This is a genomic window from Streptomyces sp. TLI_185 (assembly GCF_003814765.1).
Taxonomy (GTDB): domain Bacteria; phylum Actinomycetota; class Actinomycetes; order Streptomycetales; family Streptomycetaceae; genus Streptomyces.
Map to the genome: position 1 here is coordinate 5,992,314 of NZ_RKRB01000001.1, position 18,298 is coordinate 6,010,611.

14 protein-coding genes and 1 riboswitch are annotated in these 18,298 nt (G+C 70.7%); of the genes, 5 read left to right on the forward strand and 9 right to left on the reverse strand.

All coding sequences use genetic code 11. The features are described 5' to 3' along the window. The first annotated feature begins 120 nt into the window (after nt 1–120). Nucleotides 121–2,118 carry a DNA helicase RecQ gene (gene recQ / locus EDD92_RS27680; protein ID WP_123966888.1) on the forward strand — a complete coding sequence of 666 codons (1,998 nt, stop codon included), beginning with the start codon at nt 121–123 and terminating at the stop codon, nt 2,116–2,118. 13 nt (nt 2,119–2,131) lie between these two features. Here the strand turns inward: recQ and EDD92_RS27685 are convergent, their stop codons facing one another. The 8 genes from EDD92_RS27685 to fahA form a co-directional block, all read right to left on the reverse strand. Then, nucleotides 2,132–4,897, reverse strand: a complete 2,766-nt coding sequence (locus EDD92_RS27685; RefSeq protein ID WP_123966889.1) for a fumarate reductase/succinate dehydrogenase flavoprotein subunit — start codon at nt 4,895–4,897, stop codon at nt 2,132–2,134. Nucleotides 4,898–4,908: 11 nt separating this feature from the next. Further along, on the reverse strand, nt 4,909–5,676 hold the full coding sequence (locus EDD92_RS27690; protein ID WP_123966890.1) for an ABC transporter ATP-binding protein: 768 nt from the start codon (nt 5,674–5,676) through the stop codon (nt 4,909–4,911). Continuing rightward, on the reverse strand, nt 5,660–6,580 hold the full coding sequence (locus tag EDD92_RS27695) for an ABC transporter permease (protein ID WP_123966891.1): 921 nt from the start codon (nt 6,578–6,580) through the stop codon (nt 5,660–5,662). Before EDD92_RS27695 ends, EDD92_RS27690 begins: the two co-directional genes overlap by 17 nt. Then, on the reverse strand, nt 6,577–7,920 hold the full coding sequence (locus EDD92_RS27700; protein ID WP_123966892.1) for an ABC transporter substrate-binding protein: 1,344 nt from the start codon (nt 7,918–7,920) through the stop codon (nt 6,577–6,579). Before EDD92_RS27700 ends, EDD92_RS27695 begins: the two co-directional genes overlap by 4 nt. Before the next feature lie 16 nt (nt 7,921–7,936). Continuing rightward, nucleotides 7,937–8,164, reverse strand: a complete 228-nt coding sequence (locus EDD92_RS27705; RefSeq protein WP_030347217.1) for a ferredoxin family protein — start codon at nt 8,162–8,164, stop codon at nt 7,937–7,939. 61 nt (nt 8,165–8,225) lie between these two features. Beyond that, a complete protein-coding gene (locus EDD92_RS27710; protein WP_123966893.1) occupies nt 8,226–9,014 on the reverse strand; it encodes a GntR family transcriptional regulator in 789 nt (262 codons plus the stop codon). Between the two features lie 307 nt (nt 9,015–9,321). Continuing rightward, complete coding sequence (locus EDD92_RS27715; RefSeq protein ID WP_123966894.1) at nt 9,322–10,263, reverse strand: M56 family metallopeptidase; 942 nt, start codon at nt 10,261–10,263, stop codon at nt 9,322–9,324. A 211-nt stretch (nt 10,264–10,474) separates the two neighbouring features. Continuing rightward, nucleotides 10,475–11,704, reverse strand: a complete 1,230-nt coding sequence (fahA, locus tag EDD92_RS27720) for a fumarylacetoacetase (protein WP_123966895.1) — start codon at nt 11,702–11,704, stop codon at nt 10,475–10,477. A gap of 263 nt (nt 11,705–11,967) precedes the next feature. Between fahA and EDD92_RS27725 the strand changes: the two genes are divergently transcribed. From EDD92_RS27725 to EDD92_RS27735, 3 genes are all read left to right on the forward strand, one after another. Next, nucleotides 11,968–13,215: an ATP-grasp domain-containing protein gene (locus EDD92_RS27725; protein ID WP_123970574.1), complete on the forward strand. Its 1,248-nt coding sequence runs from the start codon at nt 11,968–11,970 to the stop codon at nt 13,213–13,215. Nucleotides 13,216–13,292: 77 nt separating this feature from the next. After that, on the forward strand, nt 13,293–14,528 hold the full coding sequence (locus tag EDD92_RS27730) for an FAD-dependent oxidoreductase (protein ID WP_123970575.1): 1,236 nt from the start codon (nt 13,293–13,295) through the stop codon (nt 14,526–14,528). A gap of 135 nt (nt 14,529–14,663) precedes the next feature. Further along, a complete protein-coding gene (locus EDD92_RS27735; RefSeq protein WP_260326787.1) occupies nt 14,664–15,530 on the forward strand; it encodes an HAD family hydrolase in 867 nt (288 codons plus the stop codon). Nucleotides 15,531–15,726: 196 nt separating this feature from the next. Here the strand turns inward: EDD92_RS27735 and EDD92_RS27740 are convergent, their stop codons facing one another. Beyond that, a complete protein-coding gene (locus EDD92_RS27740; RefSeq protein ID WP_030945256.1) occupies nt 15,727–16,209 on the reverse strand; it encodes a transglycosylase SLT domain-containing protein in 483 nt (160 codons plus the stop codon). 4 nt (nt 16,210–16,213) lie between these two features. Further along, nucleotides 16,214–16,388, reverse strand: a riboswitch (cyclic di-AMP (ydaO/yuaA leader). 771 nt (nt 16,389–17,159) lie between these two features. Between EDD92_RS27740 and EDD92_RS27745 the strand changes: the two genes are divergently transcribed. Continuing rightward, the gene (locus tag EDD92_RS27745) at nt 17,160–18,170 is read left to right on the forward strand and encodes a polyprenyl synthetase family protein (protein WP_123966896.1); all 1,011 of its coding nucleotides are present in this window, start codon (nt 17,160–17,162) and stop codon (nt 18,168–18,170) included. Nucleotides 18,171–18,298: the final 128 nt, after the last annotated feature.

An 18,298-nucleotide genomic window follows, 5' to 3' on the forward strand; every position in this document is an offset into this window, starting at 1 on the left:
CGGGGAACAGGGCTGACACGGAGAGTCACCGATCCGGGCCTGTGGATAACTCATTGGCTGTCAGTGCGGACCCCTATCGTGGAGGCAGTGGTCGAGGGACGACGTACGGGGGACGGAACTATGGGTGGGATGGGCGGGATCAGCGAGATGCCAGGGGTGACCGAGAGCGAGGCGCTGGCCACGCTGCACCGGGTCTTCGGCTACGAGGCCTTCCGCGGCGAGCAGGAAGCGGTCATCGAGCATGTGGTGGCCGGCGGCGACGCCGTGGTCCTCATGCCGACCGGCGGCGGAAAGTCGCTGTGCTACCAGATCCCGGCCCTGGTCAGACCAGGTACAGGCATCGTGGTCTCACCCCTCATCGCGCTCATGCAGGACCAGGTGGACGCGCTGCGGGCGCTCGGCGTGCGCGCCGGGTTCATGAACTCCACGCAGGACTTCGACGAGCGCAGGGTCGTCGAGGCCGAATACCTCGCCGGCGAACTGGACCTGCTGTACCTCGCGCCGGAGCGGCTGCGCCTCGACTCGACGCTGGACCTGCTCTCCCGCGGCAAGATCGCCGTCTTCGCGATCGACGAGGCGCACTGCGTGTCCCAGTGGGGCCACGACTTCCGCCCCGACTATCTCGCCCTCTCCCTCCTCGGCGAGCGCTGGCCCGACGTCCCACGGATCGCGCTCACGGCCACGGCCACACACGCCACGCACCAGGAGATCACCCAGCGGCTGCACATGCCGACGGCCCGGCACTTCGTGGCGAGCTTCGACCGGCCCAACATCCAGTACCGCATCGTGTCCAAGGCCGACCCCAAGAAGCAGCTGCTGGGCTTCCTGCGCGAAGAGCACACCGGGGACGCCGGCATCGTCTACTGCCTCTCACGCAGGTCGGTGGAGACCACGGCGGAGTTCCTGAGCCGCAACGGCATCGAGGCGGTGCCCTACCACGCAGGCCTGGACGCAGGCACGCGCGCAGCACACCAGTCCCGGTTCCTGCGGGAGGAAGGCCTGGTCGTGGTCGCGACCATCGCCTTCGGAATGGGCATCGACAAGCCGGACGTCCGGTTCGTCGCCCACCTCGACCTGCCGAAGTCGGTCGAGGGCTACTACCAGGAGACGGGCCGCGCCGGCCGGGACGGCCTGCCGTCGACGGCATGGATGGCGTACGGCCTCAACGACGTCATACAGCAGCGCAAACTGATCCAGTCCGGCGAGGGCGACGAGGCGTTCCGGCGCCGGGCCGCCGCCCACCTGGACTCGATGCTGGCGCTGTGCGAGACCGCCCAGTGCCGACGCGGCCAGCTGCTCGCCTACTTCGGCCAGGACCCCGATCCCGCGGGCTGCGGCAACTGCGACACCTGCCTGGTCCCGCCGGAGACCTGGGACGGCACGGTCGCCGCCCAGAAGGTGTTGTCGACGGTGGTGCGGCTGCAGCGGGAGCGGGGGCAGAAGTTCGGCGCCGTCCAGATCGTCGACATCCTGCTCGGCAAGCGCACGGCCAAGGTGATCCAGTTCGACCACGACCAGCTCTCCGTTTTCGGCATCGGCGAGGAGCTCGACGAGGGCGAATGGCGCGGCGTCGTACGGCAGCTGCTGGCGCAGGGGCTGCTCGCGGTCGAGGGGGAGTACGGCACGCTTGTGCTGACCGAGGCAAGCGGGTCGGTGCTCCGGCGCGAGCGGGAGGTACCGCTGCGCAAGGAACCGAAGAAGCCGGCGACCTCGCGCCCGGCATCGGGCTCCTCCGGCAGGGGCGAGCGCAAGGCCAAGGCCGCGGCGGCCGAACTGCCCGAGGAACTGCAGCCCGCGTTCGAGGCACTGCGCGCCTGGCGCGCCGAGCAGGCCCGGGAACAGGGCGTCCCGGCGTACGTCATCTTCCACGACGCCACCCTCCGGGAGATCGCCACCGCCTGGCCGACGTCGGTGACACAGCTCGGCGGCATCAGCGGCGTCGGTGAGAAGAAGCTGGCGACGTACGGGGAGGGCGTGCTGGAGGTGCTGTCCTCCCTGGCCACCACGACCGAGGACAGCCCCTCCGCGGACGCTCCGACCGCGGACGGCCCGGCCCCGGCCGCCAAGACCGACGACTGGCCGGAGCCGGACGAGGAGCCGGAGCCCGACTGGATATAGGCGCCGCCAGGCGTCACAGCCCCCGCGCCGCGTACGCCCTGACGTCGGCGTCCGGGTCCGACGTGACCGTGGCGAGGGCCGCCCGGGCCTCCGCTGTGCCGTTGTGCCGGGTCAGGGCGAGCACCGCAGCCTTGCGCACATCGGCATTGGGGTCGGCGAGCGCCTTGGCGAGGGCGGGCACAGCCGTTTCGGCGGGCGCGGCGGACAGGGCAGTGGCGGCACCGGCGCGGACCTGCCACGCCGGGTCGGCCAGCGCGGCCACCGCACGTGCGGCGAGCGGGGCCGGGCAGCCGACGGTGGCCAGCGCGCCGAGCGCCGCACCCCGCACCAGCGGGTCGCTGTCCTCGGTGAGCCGGTCCAAGGTGCTGGTGAGCAGCTCCCGGCCGCTCGCGGCAAGGGCCTCCGCGCTGACGGCGGCCAGTGCCTTGGCCACGGTGACGCGGACCTCGCGCGAGGCGTCGCCCGCCGCACCGGACAGCGGTTCGACCGCGTCGACCGAGACGAGCGCGCGCACGGCTTCGATACGGACAGTGATGTCGGGATCGTCCAGCGCCCCGGCGAACACGCCGACGTTCCCCAGGCGCAGGGCGCGCAGTACGTCGAGGGCGGCGGCGCGGACCACGGAGTCGGCCTCGGCGACCGCAGCGGTGAGGGCGGCACCCAGGTCGGGTTCGGGCGGGAGGGTCTCGACCAGCTCGCGCAGCGAGGCCGCGGCGGCCGCACGCACGTCACCGTCGGGGTCGCTGAGGGCGCCGGCCAGGGCCTGCCCGGTGCCGGGCGGCACCGTCTCGGTGAGGACCGAGACCGCGGTGCGCCGCACGGCGGCGTCGAGGTCGGCCAAGTAGGGCTCGATGGCGGCGAGTTCCGGCTGCTCCTCGGCCAGCTCCAGCAACTCCAGGAGCCGGGGCGAGGCGGTCTCGCCCGAGCCGTGGCCCACGGGCCCGGCGGCAGGTGCGGAGGTCGGCCCCGTGGCGACCGGCGCCACATCCCGAGACCCGGCGGTCGCCACATCCTCGGCGTGGACCTCGCCCAGGTGCCGGGGAGGGCCGCCCACGGGCGTGAACTCGTCGACGGGAACCAGGTACGGAGCCACGGGACGGGCCGTGAACTCCATCGAACCGGAGGGGGACTTGTGCAGGTCGAGGTGGTGGAACCAGGAGGCGTCGTCGCGCCGGGGGTGGTCGATGCGGTCGTGGTACAGCCCCCAGCGCGACTCCGTGCGGGCCAGGGAGGCCCGGGCGGCCATTTCCGCGCAGTCGCGGATGAAGGAGACCTCGGCGCAGCGCATCAGTTCGTGCGGGGTGCGTGCACCCAACTCCGCGATGTCGTCGTGCATCCGCTCGAAGGCCTCCAGCGCCAGGGACAGGCGGGCGCCGGACTTCGGCGGGGCCACGTAGTCGTTCACGAAGCGGCGCAGTTTGTACTCGACCTGGGGCTGCGGCGGGCCGTCCGGATTGCGCAGCGGGCGGTAGATCAGCTCGTGCGCGTCCCGGAGCTGATCGGCGGGCAACTCGCCTTCGTACGCCGTGTACTGGGAGGCGTCCGCGCCCGCCAGGTCGCCGAAGACGAACGCGCCGATCATGTAGTTGTGCGGCACGCAGGCCAGGTCGCCGGCGGCGTACAGGCGGGGGACGGTCGTGCGGGCGTGGTCGTCGACCCGTACGCCCGAGGCCGAATGGCCGCCGCACAGCCCGATCTCGGAGATGTGCATCTCGACGTCATGGGTGCGGTAGTCGTGACCGCGGCCGGAGTGAAAGGTCCCCCTGCTCGGCCGCTCCGTCGAGTGCAGGATCGACTCCAGCGCGGAGATCGACTCCTCTGGAAGATGGCTCAGCTTCAGGTAGACAGGTCCCCGGTCGCTCGCGACCTCCGCCGCGAACTCGGCCATCATCTGGCCCGACCAGTAGTCGGAGTCGACGAAGCGTTCTCCGTGCCGGTTGACCTGGTAGCCGCCGAAGGGGTTGGCGACGTAGGCGCAGGCGGGGCCGTTGTAGTCCTTGATCAGCGGATTGATCTGGAAGCACTCGATGCCGGTGAGTTCGGCGCCTGCGTGGTACGCCATCGCGTAGCCGTCACCGGCATTGGTCGGGTTCTCGTACGTGCCGTAGAGATAGCCGGAGGCCGGGAGGCCGAGCCGGCCGCATGCGCCGGTCGCGAGGATCACCGCGCCCGCGCGTACCACCACGAACGCGCCGGTGCGCGTGTTGAAGCCGACCGCCCCCACGGCGCGCCTCTCGGCGGTGAGCACGCGCACCGGCATCACCCGGTTCTCGATGCGGATCTTCTCCCGCATCTCGCGTCGCCGCAGCTGTCGGTACAGGACCTTCTTGACGTCCTTGCCCTCCGGCATCGGCAGCACGTAGGAGCCGGAGCGGTGCACCTGGCGGACCGCGTAGTCACCGTGCTCGTCCTTCTCGAACTTCACGCCGTACGACTCCAGGCGCTGCACCATGCCGAAGCCGCGGGTGGCGGTCTGGCGGACCGTGGACTGGTCGACGATGCCGTCGTTGGCGCGGGTGATCTCGGCGACGTAGTCGTCGGGCTCCGCGCGGCCGGGGATGACCGCGTTGTTGACGCCGTCCATGCCCATGGCGAGCGCACCGGAGTGGCGGACGTGGGCCTTCTCCAGCAGGAGGACGCTCGCGCCGTGCTCGGCAGCGGTCAGTGCGGCCATGGTGCCGGCGGTGCCGCCGCCGACGACGAGGACGTCGCAGCGGATCTCCTCGGCGTCCGTGAGGGCGGGGATCTCCAGGGGCGTGTTCAAGGAGGGGGTGGTCACCGGGAGGCCTTTCAGGTACCGAGCGAGGTGAGGACGTCGCGTCGCAGCGCCACACGCGCGGGATCGTCGTGCGCCGTACGGTCGCGCGGGCGCGGCACATCGCGTACGGCGGTCAGCCGGCCGTTGCCGAGGAGGGCCACGCGGTCGCCGAGGAAGAGGGCTTCGTCCACGTCATGGGTGACGAAGACGACCGTCGCGCCCGTGCCGCGCAGCACCTCCACCAGCAGGTCCTGCATGCCGGCGCGGGTCTGGGCGTCGAGGGCGCCGAAGGGTTCGTCCATGAGGACGGCGCGGGGCGCTCCCGCGAGCGCGCGGGCCAGCTGGGCGCGCTGGCGTTGTCCGCCGGAGACGCGGTGGGGCAGCTGCCGGGACTGCTCGGTGAGGCCGACGCGCTCCAGCCAGTCCCCCGCCTGGCGCCGGCGCTCCGTACGTGCCAGTCCCTTGACGGCGAGGGGCAGTTCGACGTTCGCGCGCAGGGTGCGCCAGGGCAGGAGGGCGTCCTCCTGGAAGATCAGGGCGCGGTCGGCGGCGGGGCCGGTCAGCGGGTGCCCGTCCTGGCTGACGTCTCCGGCGAGGGGTGCCAGCAGTCCGGCCAGGGTGCGCAGCAGGGTCGACTTGCCGCAGCCGGAGGGCCCGACGAGGGTGAGGATCTCGCCGGGGGCCACGTCGAGGTCGACTCCGTCGAGCACGGGTGCGCCGGGCCGTCCGAGCGTGGCGTCCCGCAGGGTCAGTCCCGTGCCGGAGCGGGAGGGCGAACGGAGGTCAGACGAGCTGGTCATGGGGCGCCTCCTCCTTGGTCGTGGGGCTCAACGGTGCGGAGGCAGCGGCAGCGCGCGCCGGACGCGGAGTCCGTCCGCCGGGGATGTACGACGTGCGCGGCAGCCAGCGGGTCAGTCGGCGGCCGAGCAGCTCCACGGCCGTGGACGTGACCCAGCCGAGCACGCCGATCGTGATCATGCCGACGAAGACGCCTGCGTAGTCGACGACGGTGTAGTCCTGCCAGGTGCGGTAGCCGACGCCGTACTGGCCGGAGATCATCTCGGCGGAGATGACGCAGATCCACGAGACGCCGATGCCGACCGAGAGCCCGCCGAAGATGCCGGGCAGCGCGCCCGGCAGGACGACCGAGCCGAGGATCCGCCACCGGCCGCCGCCCATGGTGAGGACCGCCTCCTCCCACACCGGGGTCAGCGCGCGGACCGCATGCCGGGTGGAGACCAGGACGGGGAAGAAGGCGGCGGTGCAGGTGATGAAGACGATGCCCTGTTCGTTGGAGGGGAAGAGCAGGATCGCGACGGGGACCAGGGCGATCGCGGGAATCGGGCGGATGACCTCCAGCACCGGCCCCAGCAGGTCCTCGGCGAGGCGGGAGCGCGCCACGAGCACGCCCGTCGCCACGCCGAGCACGGCGGCGAGGAGGAAGCCGGTGAGGATGCGGGTGAGGCTGTCGGTGAGGTCCGTCCAGTAGTCGGGGCCGGCCAGCCGGTCGGCGAAGGTGCGGGCCACATCGGTGACGGTCGGGAACTGGGAGAACCGCAGCCACAGGTCGACCTTCAGGCCGGCCAGCAGTTGCCAGGCACCGAGGGCGGCCGCGAGCGAGGCGAGGCGCAGGGCGAACCGGCTCGCGCGTTGCGGACGGCGGGGCGTGAACCGGCGCTCCCGTTGCGGCGTTCGCCGGGTCACGACGCCCGGCCCAATGCCTCGGCGTACGTGATGACGCGGGCACCCCCGTGTGTGGCGGCGTACGCCTTGGCTGTGGCGGGTGCCACGAAGGGGAGGAGCCGGCTGCCGTCGGCCACCCAGACCGCCTTGTCGGCGAACCAGAGGGTGCCGGTGGTGGCGTCGGGTACGTAGGCGGCGCGGATCCCGTCCCTGTGCTTGCCCACGTAACTCAGCAGCTGGACAGGCGACTTGAAGGACACGGTCTTCTCGGTGCCCTCGGGCCACACCTCACTCGCGGAGGCCGGCGGCTTCGCGGCGAGCCGCTGGGCGTAGTCCGCGCCGAGGGCCTTCTTCACGTACCGATCGTCGACGAAGGAGTCCACGTCGATGTCCCCGGTCAGCTTGGCCGACTTGAGGACCGAGACGTCCTTCTTCAGCGCGGAGATCAGCTGCGGCTTGACCGCCGGGTCGAAGGCGGAGATGCCGTGGGCGCCGTTGTAGAGGTAGACGACCTCGGCGGGCAGTCCGGTGGCCTTGGCGACCGACTCGGCGGCGGTGACCGGATGGGCGTTCAAGTAGTCCGTGGCCTCGGACTGGGCCTTGAGGAAGGCCTCCAGAACGGCGGGCCGCTGCTTGGCGAAGTCCTCGCGGGCGGTGACGCCGTGGAAGGTGGGGAGGTTCAGCTGAGCGCCGTCGTACAGGGCCCTCGCCTTGCCCTGGAAGGTGAGCAGGCCGGGCCAGGCGACGAACTGCGACAGGGCGTCCGCGCTGCCCGCCGACAGGGCGGAAGCGCCGACCGCGGGCTGGTGGTTGAGCTTCTGGATGCCCTTGTCGGGGTCGATGCCGGCGCGCTGCAGGGCTCGTACGAGCGTGCCGTCGGCGGCGGAGCCGACGCTCGTGGAGACCTTCTTGCCCTTCAGGTCCGTGAGGGCGGCCAGCTTCGAATCCGGGGAGGTGACGATCGTGTTGAGACCGCCGCGGAGGTTGTAGCCGGTGACGGAGACCAGGTGGGTCGGCCTGCCGAGCTGTCTGCCGCGGGCCGCGTTGATGAGGAGCGGGAAGTCGCCCATCGAGCCGATGTCGATCTTCCCGGCGGTCATCTCGGCGGTGATGGGGGCGCCGGTGGCGTAGTCCTGCCAGTCGACCTTGTAGTGCTTGCCGTCGCCGAGCGAGTTGAGCTCCTTCTCGAAGTAGCCGAGGGAGCGCAGGAGGGTGCCCGCGGTGACCGTGTTGATGGTCTTGGACTGGTAGCCGACGGTCACGGTGACCGTGGAGCCGTTGCTTCCGGCCGTCGCGTTGCCGCCGCAGGCCGTCAGCGGGAGGAGAAGAACAGCGGCGGCGGCAACTGCTTTGTGTTTCATGGGAGTTCGTGGCCTTTCACCGGAGCAGATAGGGCATGTTGACCGTCACGGCTCCGGTGGGACAGCGGGCTGCGCACGGGCCGCAGTACCAGCACTCGTCGACGTGCATATAGGCCTTGCCGCTGCTCTCGTCGATGGCGAGGGAGTCCAGCGGGCACATGTCCACGCAGAGGGTGCAGCCGTCGATGCACTTGGACTCGTCGATGGTCACGGGCACGTCGGCCCGCTGGGGCGCCAAGGGCATGGCTGTCTCCAGGAAACGGGTCTGAAAGGGTCGAAACAGTTCTGAAAGGGTCAGGGAGAGGTCAGAGGGAGCGGTGCAGCAGACCGCTCATGGTGATGCGGTCGCCGCGGAAGCGGATGAACTCCAGGTCGACCGGGCGGCCGTCGGCGAGGTGCGTGAGCCGTTCCAGCATGAGGACGGCCGCGCCGCGCGGGGCTTCGAGTACGGCGGCGGAGTGGGTGTCCGCGTTGACCGCCTCCAGGGTGATCTCGGCGTGCCCGAGACGCTGGCCGGTGATCGTCTCCAGGAGGCGGAAGACGTCGGTGTTCTCCAGGTCGGCGCCGAGCAGGGCGGTGCCGATGTCGAGCGGGATGTAGGTGAGGTCGAGGGAGAGGGGGAGGCCGTTCAGGCGGCGCAGGCGTTCGATGTAGAGCACGTCGTCGCCGGCGGGGACGCGGAGGCGTTCGGCGACCGGGGCGGGTGCGGGGGCGGGGCCCATGGTGCGGACCTCGTTGGTGACCGTGCCGTGCTCGTGGAGGGTTTCCGCGAGGCCCATCAGGCGGTCGAGCCCGTGCGGGTACTTCTCGGCGACGACCACGGTGCCCACGCCGGGGAGCCGTTCCACGAGGCCTTCGGCCCTGAGCAGGTCCAGGGCCTGGCGGACGGTGTTGCGAGTGGCGCGGTACTCCGCGGCGAGGGTCGTCTCGTGCGGGAGTGTGCCGTCCGGGAAGCCACCGGCCAGGAGCTGGTGGCGGAGCAGGTCGGCAAGCTGCCTGGCCTGGTCGGCCCGCAGCCGACGCCGCGCACGGTGGGCGGCGACGGTGGTCGCGCCCTGGCCGGCGTGGTCTCGGATGCGGTCGGCGGGAGGCATGCGTCGAACCATAGCGAGCTGGTAGGGAATGCAGTGTTGCGGCAGTGTTGCGCCACTTGTCGGTACGTCAGGTAGGGCGCTGACCTGCTGATACGTCTGCTCCAGACCAAGATCTGCCATGACGCCCGAGCCTGTCCGGCATGCAGGGATGAGGCCGGCTCAGGCACTTCCAGCCCGTCCGGCGTGCAGGGACGAGACCAGCTCAGCAATTCCAGCCTGTGCGGAATTCCAGCCCGTCCGGCGTTTGAGGACGAGGCCGTTCAGGCCGAAGCGTCCGTCCCAAAGAAAGCAGCCCCCAGAACAAGGGTCACCCCAGCGCCGTCAACCCCGGCGCGAACGCGATCAGCAGCGGCAGCAACGGCACCAGCGCCGCCACCGTCGTCGTCAGCGCCCGGCGCCGGCGCCCCAGACGCGGCGGCGGCTCCAGGAGGCGGTCGACACGCTCGCCGAGCAGGCGGTGGCTGGAGGCGCAGGACAGGACGCCGCGGTGCTGGTTCAGCTCGATCAGGGCCAGCGCGGTGGTCAGATGCCCGCAACGCCGGGACGCCGTGTCGTCCGCCGCCAGCTCCACCAGACGGTGGGTCTGCTCGCAGAAGTGGGCGAACAGCGGGATGCGGGGAAAGCCGGTGGCCAGTGCGCTCGACAGATGCAGCAGCCAGTCGTGGTGCGCCCGCGCATGATCGCGCTCATGCGTCAGGACCGCGTCGAGCTGGTGGTCGGTGAGGCGGTGCAGGGCGCCCGTCGTGACGACCAGCTGGGGCGGGTGGCCGGGCATCCACCAGGCGTCCGGGTACTCGTCCTCCAGCACCAGCAGGGGGCCGCGCGCCGCCTCCTCCAGTCCGGCGGGCAGCTCGGGGGCGCGTTCGCGCAGGTGCGCCCGGGTCTGTCCGCGGTGGCGGCGCGCCTCGACGAGTTCGCGGGCGAGCATCGCCGTCGTCCAGGCGGCTCCGCAGGCCAGCAGCAGGGTGAGGGCCGCGGACCAGGCGGGGGCGGCCGTCAGGTCGTATGCCGCGGTCACGGCCGGCGGCGCCGGCGCGAAGACGTGGTCGCGGAAGGTGTGGAAGACGGCGGCCGCGCCCAGCACGAGCGCCGTCAGACAGCACAGCAGGACGGTGGCGACCAGGCACTGCCACACCCACAGTGCGACCACGGGCTCCCGCTCGGGCCACGCCGACCGCACCAGCGCACGCGGAACCGGCACTGCGGCCATCAGGGCGACGACGCTCAGCAGGAGCAGGCAGACGGTCATGCCACGGTCTCCGGATCCTGGTCGGAGGAAGGGGCGGGGCGATGCGGTGGTGCGGCTCGGCGCACAAGACGCCCGCCGCCAGTATGACGGCGAACGGCGCGGGAGTCAGGGGACGACGGCCATCCCGTACGACACACCTCGCACGGCTCGCCCGTCTCGTACGACCACCCGCACGCCCCGTACGGCCGCCGTCACGCCCCGCAACTTCCCCTCACTCCACCGCGCTTGCCACGATCCGGCCGCTCACGTCGCCGAGGGCCACGCGGGTCCCGTCCGGTCCCGGCGCCCACGCCGACAACGTCACCACGTCGCCGTCCTCCAGGAACGTCCGCTTGCCCTCGGGAAGTTCCAGCGGATCCCGACCGTTCCAGGTCAGCTCGAGCAGCGACCCGCGCTGCGCTGGCTCCGGGCCGCTGACCGTGCCCGACCCGTACAGGTCGCCGGTCCGCAGGGAGGCACCGTTCACCGTCATATGGGCCAGCTGCTGCGCGGCCGTCCAGTACATGGTGGAGAAGGGGGGCTCGGACACCACAGAGCCGTTGATCGCGACGGAGATCCGCAGGTCGTAGCCGCCGGGCTCGTTGCCCGGGTCGGCTGCGTCGTCCAGATACGGCAGCAGCGCATGGGTCCGCTCCGGCGGCGCCACCCGTGCGTCCTCCAGTGCGTCCAGCGGGGTGATCCACGCCGACACCGACGTGGCGAAGGACTTGCCGAGGAACGGGCCGAGGGGGACGTACTCCCAGGCCTGGATGTCGCGCGCGGACCAGTCGTTGAGCAGGCACAGCCCGAAGACGTGCTCCCGGAAGTCGCCGAGCGCCACCGGCCGCCCGCGCTCGGAGGGCACACCCACCACGAAACCGACCTCGGCCTCGATGTCCAGGCGGACGGACGGCCCGAAGACGGGAGCCGCATCGGCCGGGGCCTTGCGCTGCCCGGACGGGCGTACGACGTCCGTGCCCGACACCACGACCGTGCCGGACCGCCCGTGGTAACCGATCGGGAGGTGCTTCCAGTTCGGCGTCAGCGAGTCCGCGGCGTCGGGGCGGAAGATCTGGCCGACGTTGCGGGCGTGGTTCTCGGAGGCGTAGAAGTCGACGTAGTCCGCGACCTCGAAGGGGAGGTGGAGCGTCACCGACGCCAGCGGATACAGGAAGGCCCCGACGGCCTCCTGGTGCGCCGGCACCGTCACCCATGCCGTCAGCGCGCGCCGAACGTCCGACCAGGCGGTGCGGCCCGCGGCGAGCAGCGGGTTCAGCGAGGGCTGTGCGAGCAGGGAGGCGTACGGCGAGCCGAGGGCTTGCGCCGCCGCGCCCGCGTCGAGGACATGATCGCCGAGCCGGACGCCGACGGTCCGCTCCGTCGAGCCGGCGGGGGAGAAGACGCCGTACGGAAGGTTGTGCGGACCGAAGGGATCGCCCTCGGGGACATCGAAGGGGGGCATGGGGTGCTGCCTCACTCTCACTGTGTCGCGAACCGTCTGTCGTGTGCCACCTGCGCGAACCGTTATATGGCCGCTGTGTGGCCGCGCCACACGTTACGGCTGCATTACCAGTCTTGGGCAGTGTCTAAAGAGTTTGCAATGTCCGAATTGGGCTTGTCGGACGTGGCAATTCCGGCTTAGCGTCCTTTGGGGGACACGGACGGGGTGGGTCCGGTCCGTAGGGGGGACGCGTGGGGGGACCCGTGGCCAGCAGCACGCGCAGTGTGCCTTTCATGGCCGATCGTGAAGTGCCCGGCCTGATCGTCAAGTTCGGCGACTACCCGCTGCACCACGGTGGCGTCGGTGCGATTCGCAGCCTGGGCCGCCTCGGCGTGCCGATGTATGCGATCACGGAGGACCGTTACACACCCGCCGCTTCTTCCCGCTATCTCAAGAAAGCCTTCGTCTGGCCGACCACCGGCACGGAGGACCCCGCCCATCTGGTGGAGGGCCTGCTGCGTATCGGGCGCCGCATCGGCCGTCCCGCCGTCCTCGTCCCCACCGACGAGGAGGCAGCCGTCCTGATCGCCGAGCACCAGGACGAACTCTCCGGCCGTTTCCTGTTCCCGCGGGTCGAGCCCGCCTTGCCCCGCCGCCTCGCGAGCAAGCAGGGCCTGCACGAACTGTGCGTGGAACACGGCATCCCGAGCCCTACGGCCGCCTTCCCGCAGTCGTACGACGACATCGTCACGTTCGCCGAGAAGGCCCGCTTCCCGGTGGTGGCAAAGAACCGTGAGGCGTTCGTACGGCGCAAACGACCGGCGGTGAACGGCACGACGCGGATCGCCACCCGCGAGGGCCTGCTCAGGCTCGCCCGGGACTGGGGCGAGCACCCCGGGGTGATCCTCCAGGAGTACCTGCCGAGGGAGGACGCCGAGGACTGGATCGTGCACGCCTACTTCGACCAGGACTCGACCCCGCTCGCCATGTTCACCGGTGTCAAGGTGCGCTCCTGGCCGCCGCACGCGGGCATGACGGCCAACGCATACGTCGTCGACAATCCGGAACTCGCGGACATCGCCGCGCGTTTCATCAAACAGATCGGCTTCACCGGCATCATCGATCTCGACCTGCGCTTCGACCGGCGCGACGGACAGTACAAACTCCTCGACTTCAACCCACGCATGGGCGCCCAGTTCCGGCTCTTCGAGAACGAGTCGGGGGTGGACGTCGTCCGCGCCATGCATCTCGACCTGACCGGCCGCACCGTCCCGGAGGGGGAACAGCGGGCCGGCCACCGGTACATCGTGGAGAACATCGACCTGCCCGCCCTGCTCGCCTACCGCCGCAGCGGCTATACGACGCCGCACGCACCGGCGCGCGCGAGCGGGACGGAGCTGGCCTGGCTCGCGGGTGACGACCCGCTGCCGTTCCTCACGATGCTCGCGCGCTTCGTGCGGCCGGGCGCGAAGCACCTGTATCAGCTGTGGCGGACCAACCGCCGTGGCAGCACCACCAGTTCGGGCGGCTGACTAGCCGACCGGTCAGCCGCCCGAGACGAACCACACGAAGTGACGAAGTAAGCGTCCTGGGGAGGGACTTCGTGACGATTCAACCGGTTGCAGTCATCGGCGCCGGACCCTTCGGCCTGTCCACCGCCGCCCATCTCCGAGCACGTGGACTGCCGGTCCGCGTCTTCGGTGAGCCCATGGTCAGCTGGCGCGACCACATGCCCGCCGGAATGTTCCTCAAGTCGACCCCCGTCGCCTCCAGCCTGCACGCACCGCAGCAGGGCCACACACTCGCCGACTACTGCGACGCCGCCGGCATCAGGCGGCTGGTGACGGACGAGGACATCATCCCCGTCGAGACCTTCATCGCCTACGGCGAGTGGTTCCAGCAGAAGCTGGTGCCCGAACTGGAGCAGGTGCGGGTGGTGTCGGTGGACCGGCACAAGGGCGGAGGCTTCGAACTGAAGCTGGACTCCGGCGAGTTGTTCACCGCCCGCGCGGTCGTCGTGGCGACCGGTCTGTCCGGCCTCGCGTACCTGCCGGCCGAACTGGCCACCGCTGCGGCGGACGGACCCACCCCCACGGGCCCGATCTCCCACAGCTCTCAGCAGCACGACCTGACGCGCTACGCCGGCAAGGAGCTGATCGTGATCGGCGCCGGCCAGTCCGCGCTGGAGACGGCGGCGCTGGCGGCGGAGGCGGGCGCACAGGTGAGGGTGGTCTCCCGCGGCCGCGGCAGGGTCGCCTTCGGTGCACCGCCGTGGAAGCAGCCCAAGCTGCGCCCCGAGTCGCCCTTCGGCCGCGCCTGGTCCCTGTGGGCCCTCAGCTACTACCCGCACCCCTACCGCCATCTGCCGGCCGAGGCCCGCCACTACCTGGTGCGCCGCGTCCTCGGCCCGCTCGGCGCCTGGTGGCTGCGCGACCGTTTCGAGGGGAAGGTCCAGGTCAGCGAGGTCGAGCGGATCGTACGGGCGGACGCGGCCGACGGCAGCCCGAAGCTGACGGTCCGCACCCTCCCCCACTCTCGGCTTCGCTCGAGCGGGGGGACCCCCATGGGCCACATCCAGGACCTGCCCGCGGACCACGTCATCGCGGCCACCGGATACCGCGTGGACATCGCCGCGATGGACTTCCTCGGCCACGAACTGCGCACACGTCTGGCGGTGAGCCGCGGCACACCCAAACTGGGCGCGGGATACGTCTCCTCGGTCCCGGGCCTGTACTTCACGGGCCTGCCGGCCGCGGCCTCGTACGGCCCGGTGATGCGCTTCGTGTGCGGCACCGAGTTCGCCTCTCCGAGGCTGGCCGAACACCTGGCGGCAGCGCATGGCTAGGCCGGGCCCGCAGGGCCTCCGCCTGGTGATGAAGAGCCCACAAGGATAAGGGAGTTGAGTGAGGGACGGTGGTGCACTCGGCCGTCGTCCGGTTCGCGATGAGTCGGTGGGGCGTCCTGTCCGTATTCTCTGATCATGGCCGCACCCACCGCATATGCACTCATCGCCACCGACCTGGACGGCACGCTGCTCCGAGGCGACGACACGCTCTCCGACCGGTCCCTCGCCGCGCTCGCACGGGCAGCCGGGGCCGGCGCCCGGCACCTCGTCGTGACGGGCCGGCCGGCCCCCAGAGTGCGGCCGCTTTTCGACCAACTGGGCAGCAGGGGGCTCGCGGTGTGCGGGCAGGGCGCGCAGGTGTACGACGTGGGCGCGGACCGGCTGCTGTGGTCCGTCACCCTGGACCGGGAGCTGGCCGAGACCGCGCTCGGCAAGATCGAGGCCGAGGTGGGGCAGGTGTACGCGGCTGTCGACCAGGACGGTGTGGAGGGGCTCACGCTCATCGAACCGGGCTATCTGATGCCGCATCCGACGCTGCCGGCCGTGCGGGTCGACCGGCGCGACGACCTGTGGTGCGAACCCATCAGCAAGGTGCTGCTGCGCCATCCCGACCTGTCCGACGACGAGTTGGCGGCGACGGCGCGCTCGGTGGTGGGTTCGCTGGCCACCGTCACCATGTCGGGGCCGGGGACCGTCGAACTCCAGCCATGCGGTATCACCAAGGCGACGGGCCTCGCACTGGCCGCCGCACACCTGGGACTCGGTCCGGAGCAGACGATCGCCTTCGGCGACATGCCCAACGACATCCCCATGTTCGACTGGGCCGCCCACGGCGTCGCCATGGCCAACGCCCACCCCGAACTCAAGGCGGTGGCCGACGAGATCACCCTGTCGAACGAGGACGACGGCATCGCCGTCGTCCTCGAGCGACTCTTCTTCGAGTTCGGGGAGCTCGATGCGCTCGATGAGCTCCATGAACTCGGGCAGCTCGAGGAGCTCTGAGCAGGTCGGTCGAAGCCCGCTGGGGTTCGGCCGCGCCCCTTCAGGGGCGCGGGGCTCCATCCATATGCGGCTCCGCCGCGATGGGGTCCCTTCGCTCGAGCGAAGTCGAGAGTGGGGGAGCGACCAGCCACGACGGCCTGGCAGGCCGGCGCCGCAGAAGACGAACGGCCCCGTCGCAGCACTCCCCGCGGAGCGCCTAGTAGGCGCCGAAGACGTTGTCGATCGACCCGTACCGCGCGGCCGCGTACTTGCAGGCGGCCGTGATGTTCGCGATCGGGTCGAAGGGGTTCAGCGCCGTGCCGGGCACGTGGTAGGCGAGGAACGTCGGGTCGATGACCTGCAGCAGACCCTTCGACGGGGTGCCGGCGACCGCGTTCGAGTCCCAGTTGTTGATGGCGGCGGGGTCGCCCGAGGACTCACGGATGATGTTGCGGTAAATGCCGTTGTACGTCCCGGGAATTCCGTTCTGCTTCATGACCTGGAGGGCGCCCCGGATCCAGCCGTCGAGATTGTCGGCGTAGCCCATCGACTTCACGTTGGCCACGGTCGGGGTGGCCGCGGAGGCGCTGGTCGCCCCGATGAGCGGGAGGGCGAGAACAGCGGCGCCCGTACCGGTGACGGCGAGCTTGCGGGCGAGGCGGTTGTTTCTGGGGCGACGGTGCTGACCTGTTGCAGGCATGGCGGGATCCTCTCCGGCGCCTGCGAGGTGAGCTGTCGGGTTCGGGCGGGGAGATGCCCGGCCGCGCAGCCGTACGGCAACGCGGCTTCACCCCTAGCCGGCCCGGGGCGATGCCCGGTCCGGCGGCCTACCTGGTTCCCCCGCTCCTGCCGTGCGAGTGAGTTGGTCGATGGTCGTGCGCGGGCGGCGGCAGGATTCGGCGTCCACCCGACAGGCCGGGAACGTATGCGAGAGCACACGCCCTGAACAAGTGTCGGGTTCACAGATCGGGCCTATTGACCTTGGTCTGAGGCTTATGGGGCACTTGATCCTTTGCGGTTGCCAAGCCTCAACTGGCCTACGGGGGAGGGGAGGTAGTGAGAGTGCGGCCATCGCTCGCCCGTCGTGCCGTGTGAGTCAAGTCACCGGCATCCGCAAGGACGGCAAATCGGGCAATGGCCCCAACTCGTGTTCAGCGAGCCGCCCGTCGCCTCATTGGCGGGCGAAAACGGAACCTGTCATGTGGTGCGCGTCGTTGTCATGGCGGTCGCCCGTCGAGCACCCCGTGCCGGGATCCGGAGGTCCTCGTGAGTCGTTTCGTGGGGGAGGGGTATTCGGACGTGCCGACTCGTCGCGTGGATCCCGGTGGCCGGGCGGGGGGTCACCGGGACGAGCATCCGAGGGGCGCGCCGAGGGGTACGCCAAGGGGCGCACCAAGAGACACGCCAAGGGACGCGCCGAGGGACACGCCAAGAGGCGCGTCGACGGACACCCCGATAGACAAGTCGATAGATATCCGTTCTTATCGGTTGATCAAAAACATACCGGTCGTGATCCGATACCGCCCGGGCTGGACGGGTGGGTGGCATCGGTGATCGAAAGGTGACCGGATACGCTGACTTGAGTGATGTCAGCGACCTATCGACAAACCGTGTAACCGCCAGTAGACACCAGCAGACAGGAGACCCCTCGTGACCGTCGTCGGGCCGTTCGGGCTGAGCGTGCGGGACCAGGCTCTGGAAGCCGATGTCCAGGCCGGATTGGCGGCCGTCGAGGAAGGTTTGCTCGAAGCCACCAAGAGTGAGGTGCCCTTCATCACGGAGGCCGCCCAGCACCTGGTGCGGGCGGGCGGGAAGCGGTTCCGTCCGCTGCTCGTGATGCTCGCCGCCCAGTTCGGCGACCCGTATGCGCCGGGGGTCGTGCCGTCGGCCGTGGTGGTGGAGCTGACCCATCTGGCGACGCTGTACCACGACGACGTGATGGACGAGGCCGCCGTGCGGCGCGGCGTGGACAGCGCCAACACCCGCTGGGGCAATTCGGTCGCGGTGCTCACCGGTGACTTCCTGTTCGCGCGCGCCTCGCACATCCTGGCCGACCTCGGGCCCGAGGCGGTCCGGGTCCAGGCCGAGGCGTTCGAGCGCCTGGTCACCGGGCAGATCCTGGAGACGGCGGGTCCGCAGGACGGACGGGACCCGGTCGACCACTACCTGGACGTGCTCGGCGGCAAGACGGGTTCGCTGGTCGCCGTGTCGTGCCGCTTCGGCGCGATGATGTCGGGTGCCGACGAGACGGTCGTGGACGTGCTGACGCAGTACGGCGAGCGGCTGGGGGTCGCCTTCCAGCTGGCGGACGACGTACTGGACATCGCCTCCGAATCGCGCGAATCCGGGAAGACGCCGGGCACCGACCTCCGTGAGGGAGTGCCCACGCTTCCGGTGCTACGGCTGCGGGAGCGGGCGGCGCGGCTGGGTCTTGCCGAGGACATCGCCCTGTGTGAGCTGCTGGACTCCGACCTGAGCGACGACGCGCGGCACGCCGAGGCCCTCTCGGGGCTGCGGGCGCACCCTGCGCTGGAGCAGGCGCGCAGGGACACGGTGCGGTACGCGGAGGACGCGCGAGCGGCGCTGGCTCCGCTGCGGGAGTGCGATGCGAAGCTCGCGCTGATGGAGATGTGCGACGCCGTGGTGCACCGAGCCGGCTGAGCATCCGCTCGACCTGGACTTCAAGTGATGTGATGTACGTCACATATCTGGACTGAGTCCAGAGTGAGATCGCTTCCGTAGTCATGCGCAGAAGGCCGACGCAGGGGGTGTCGGCCCATCTACGGGGA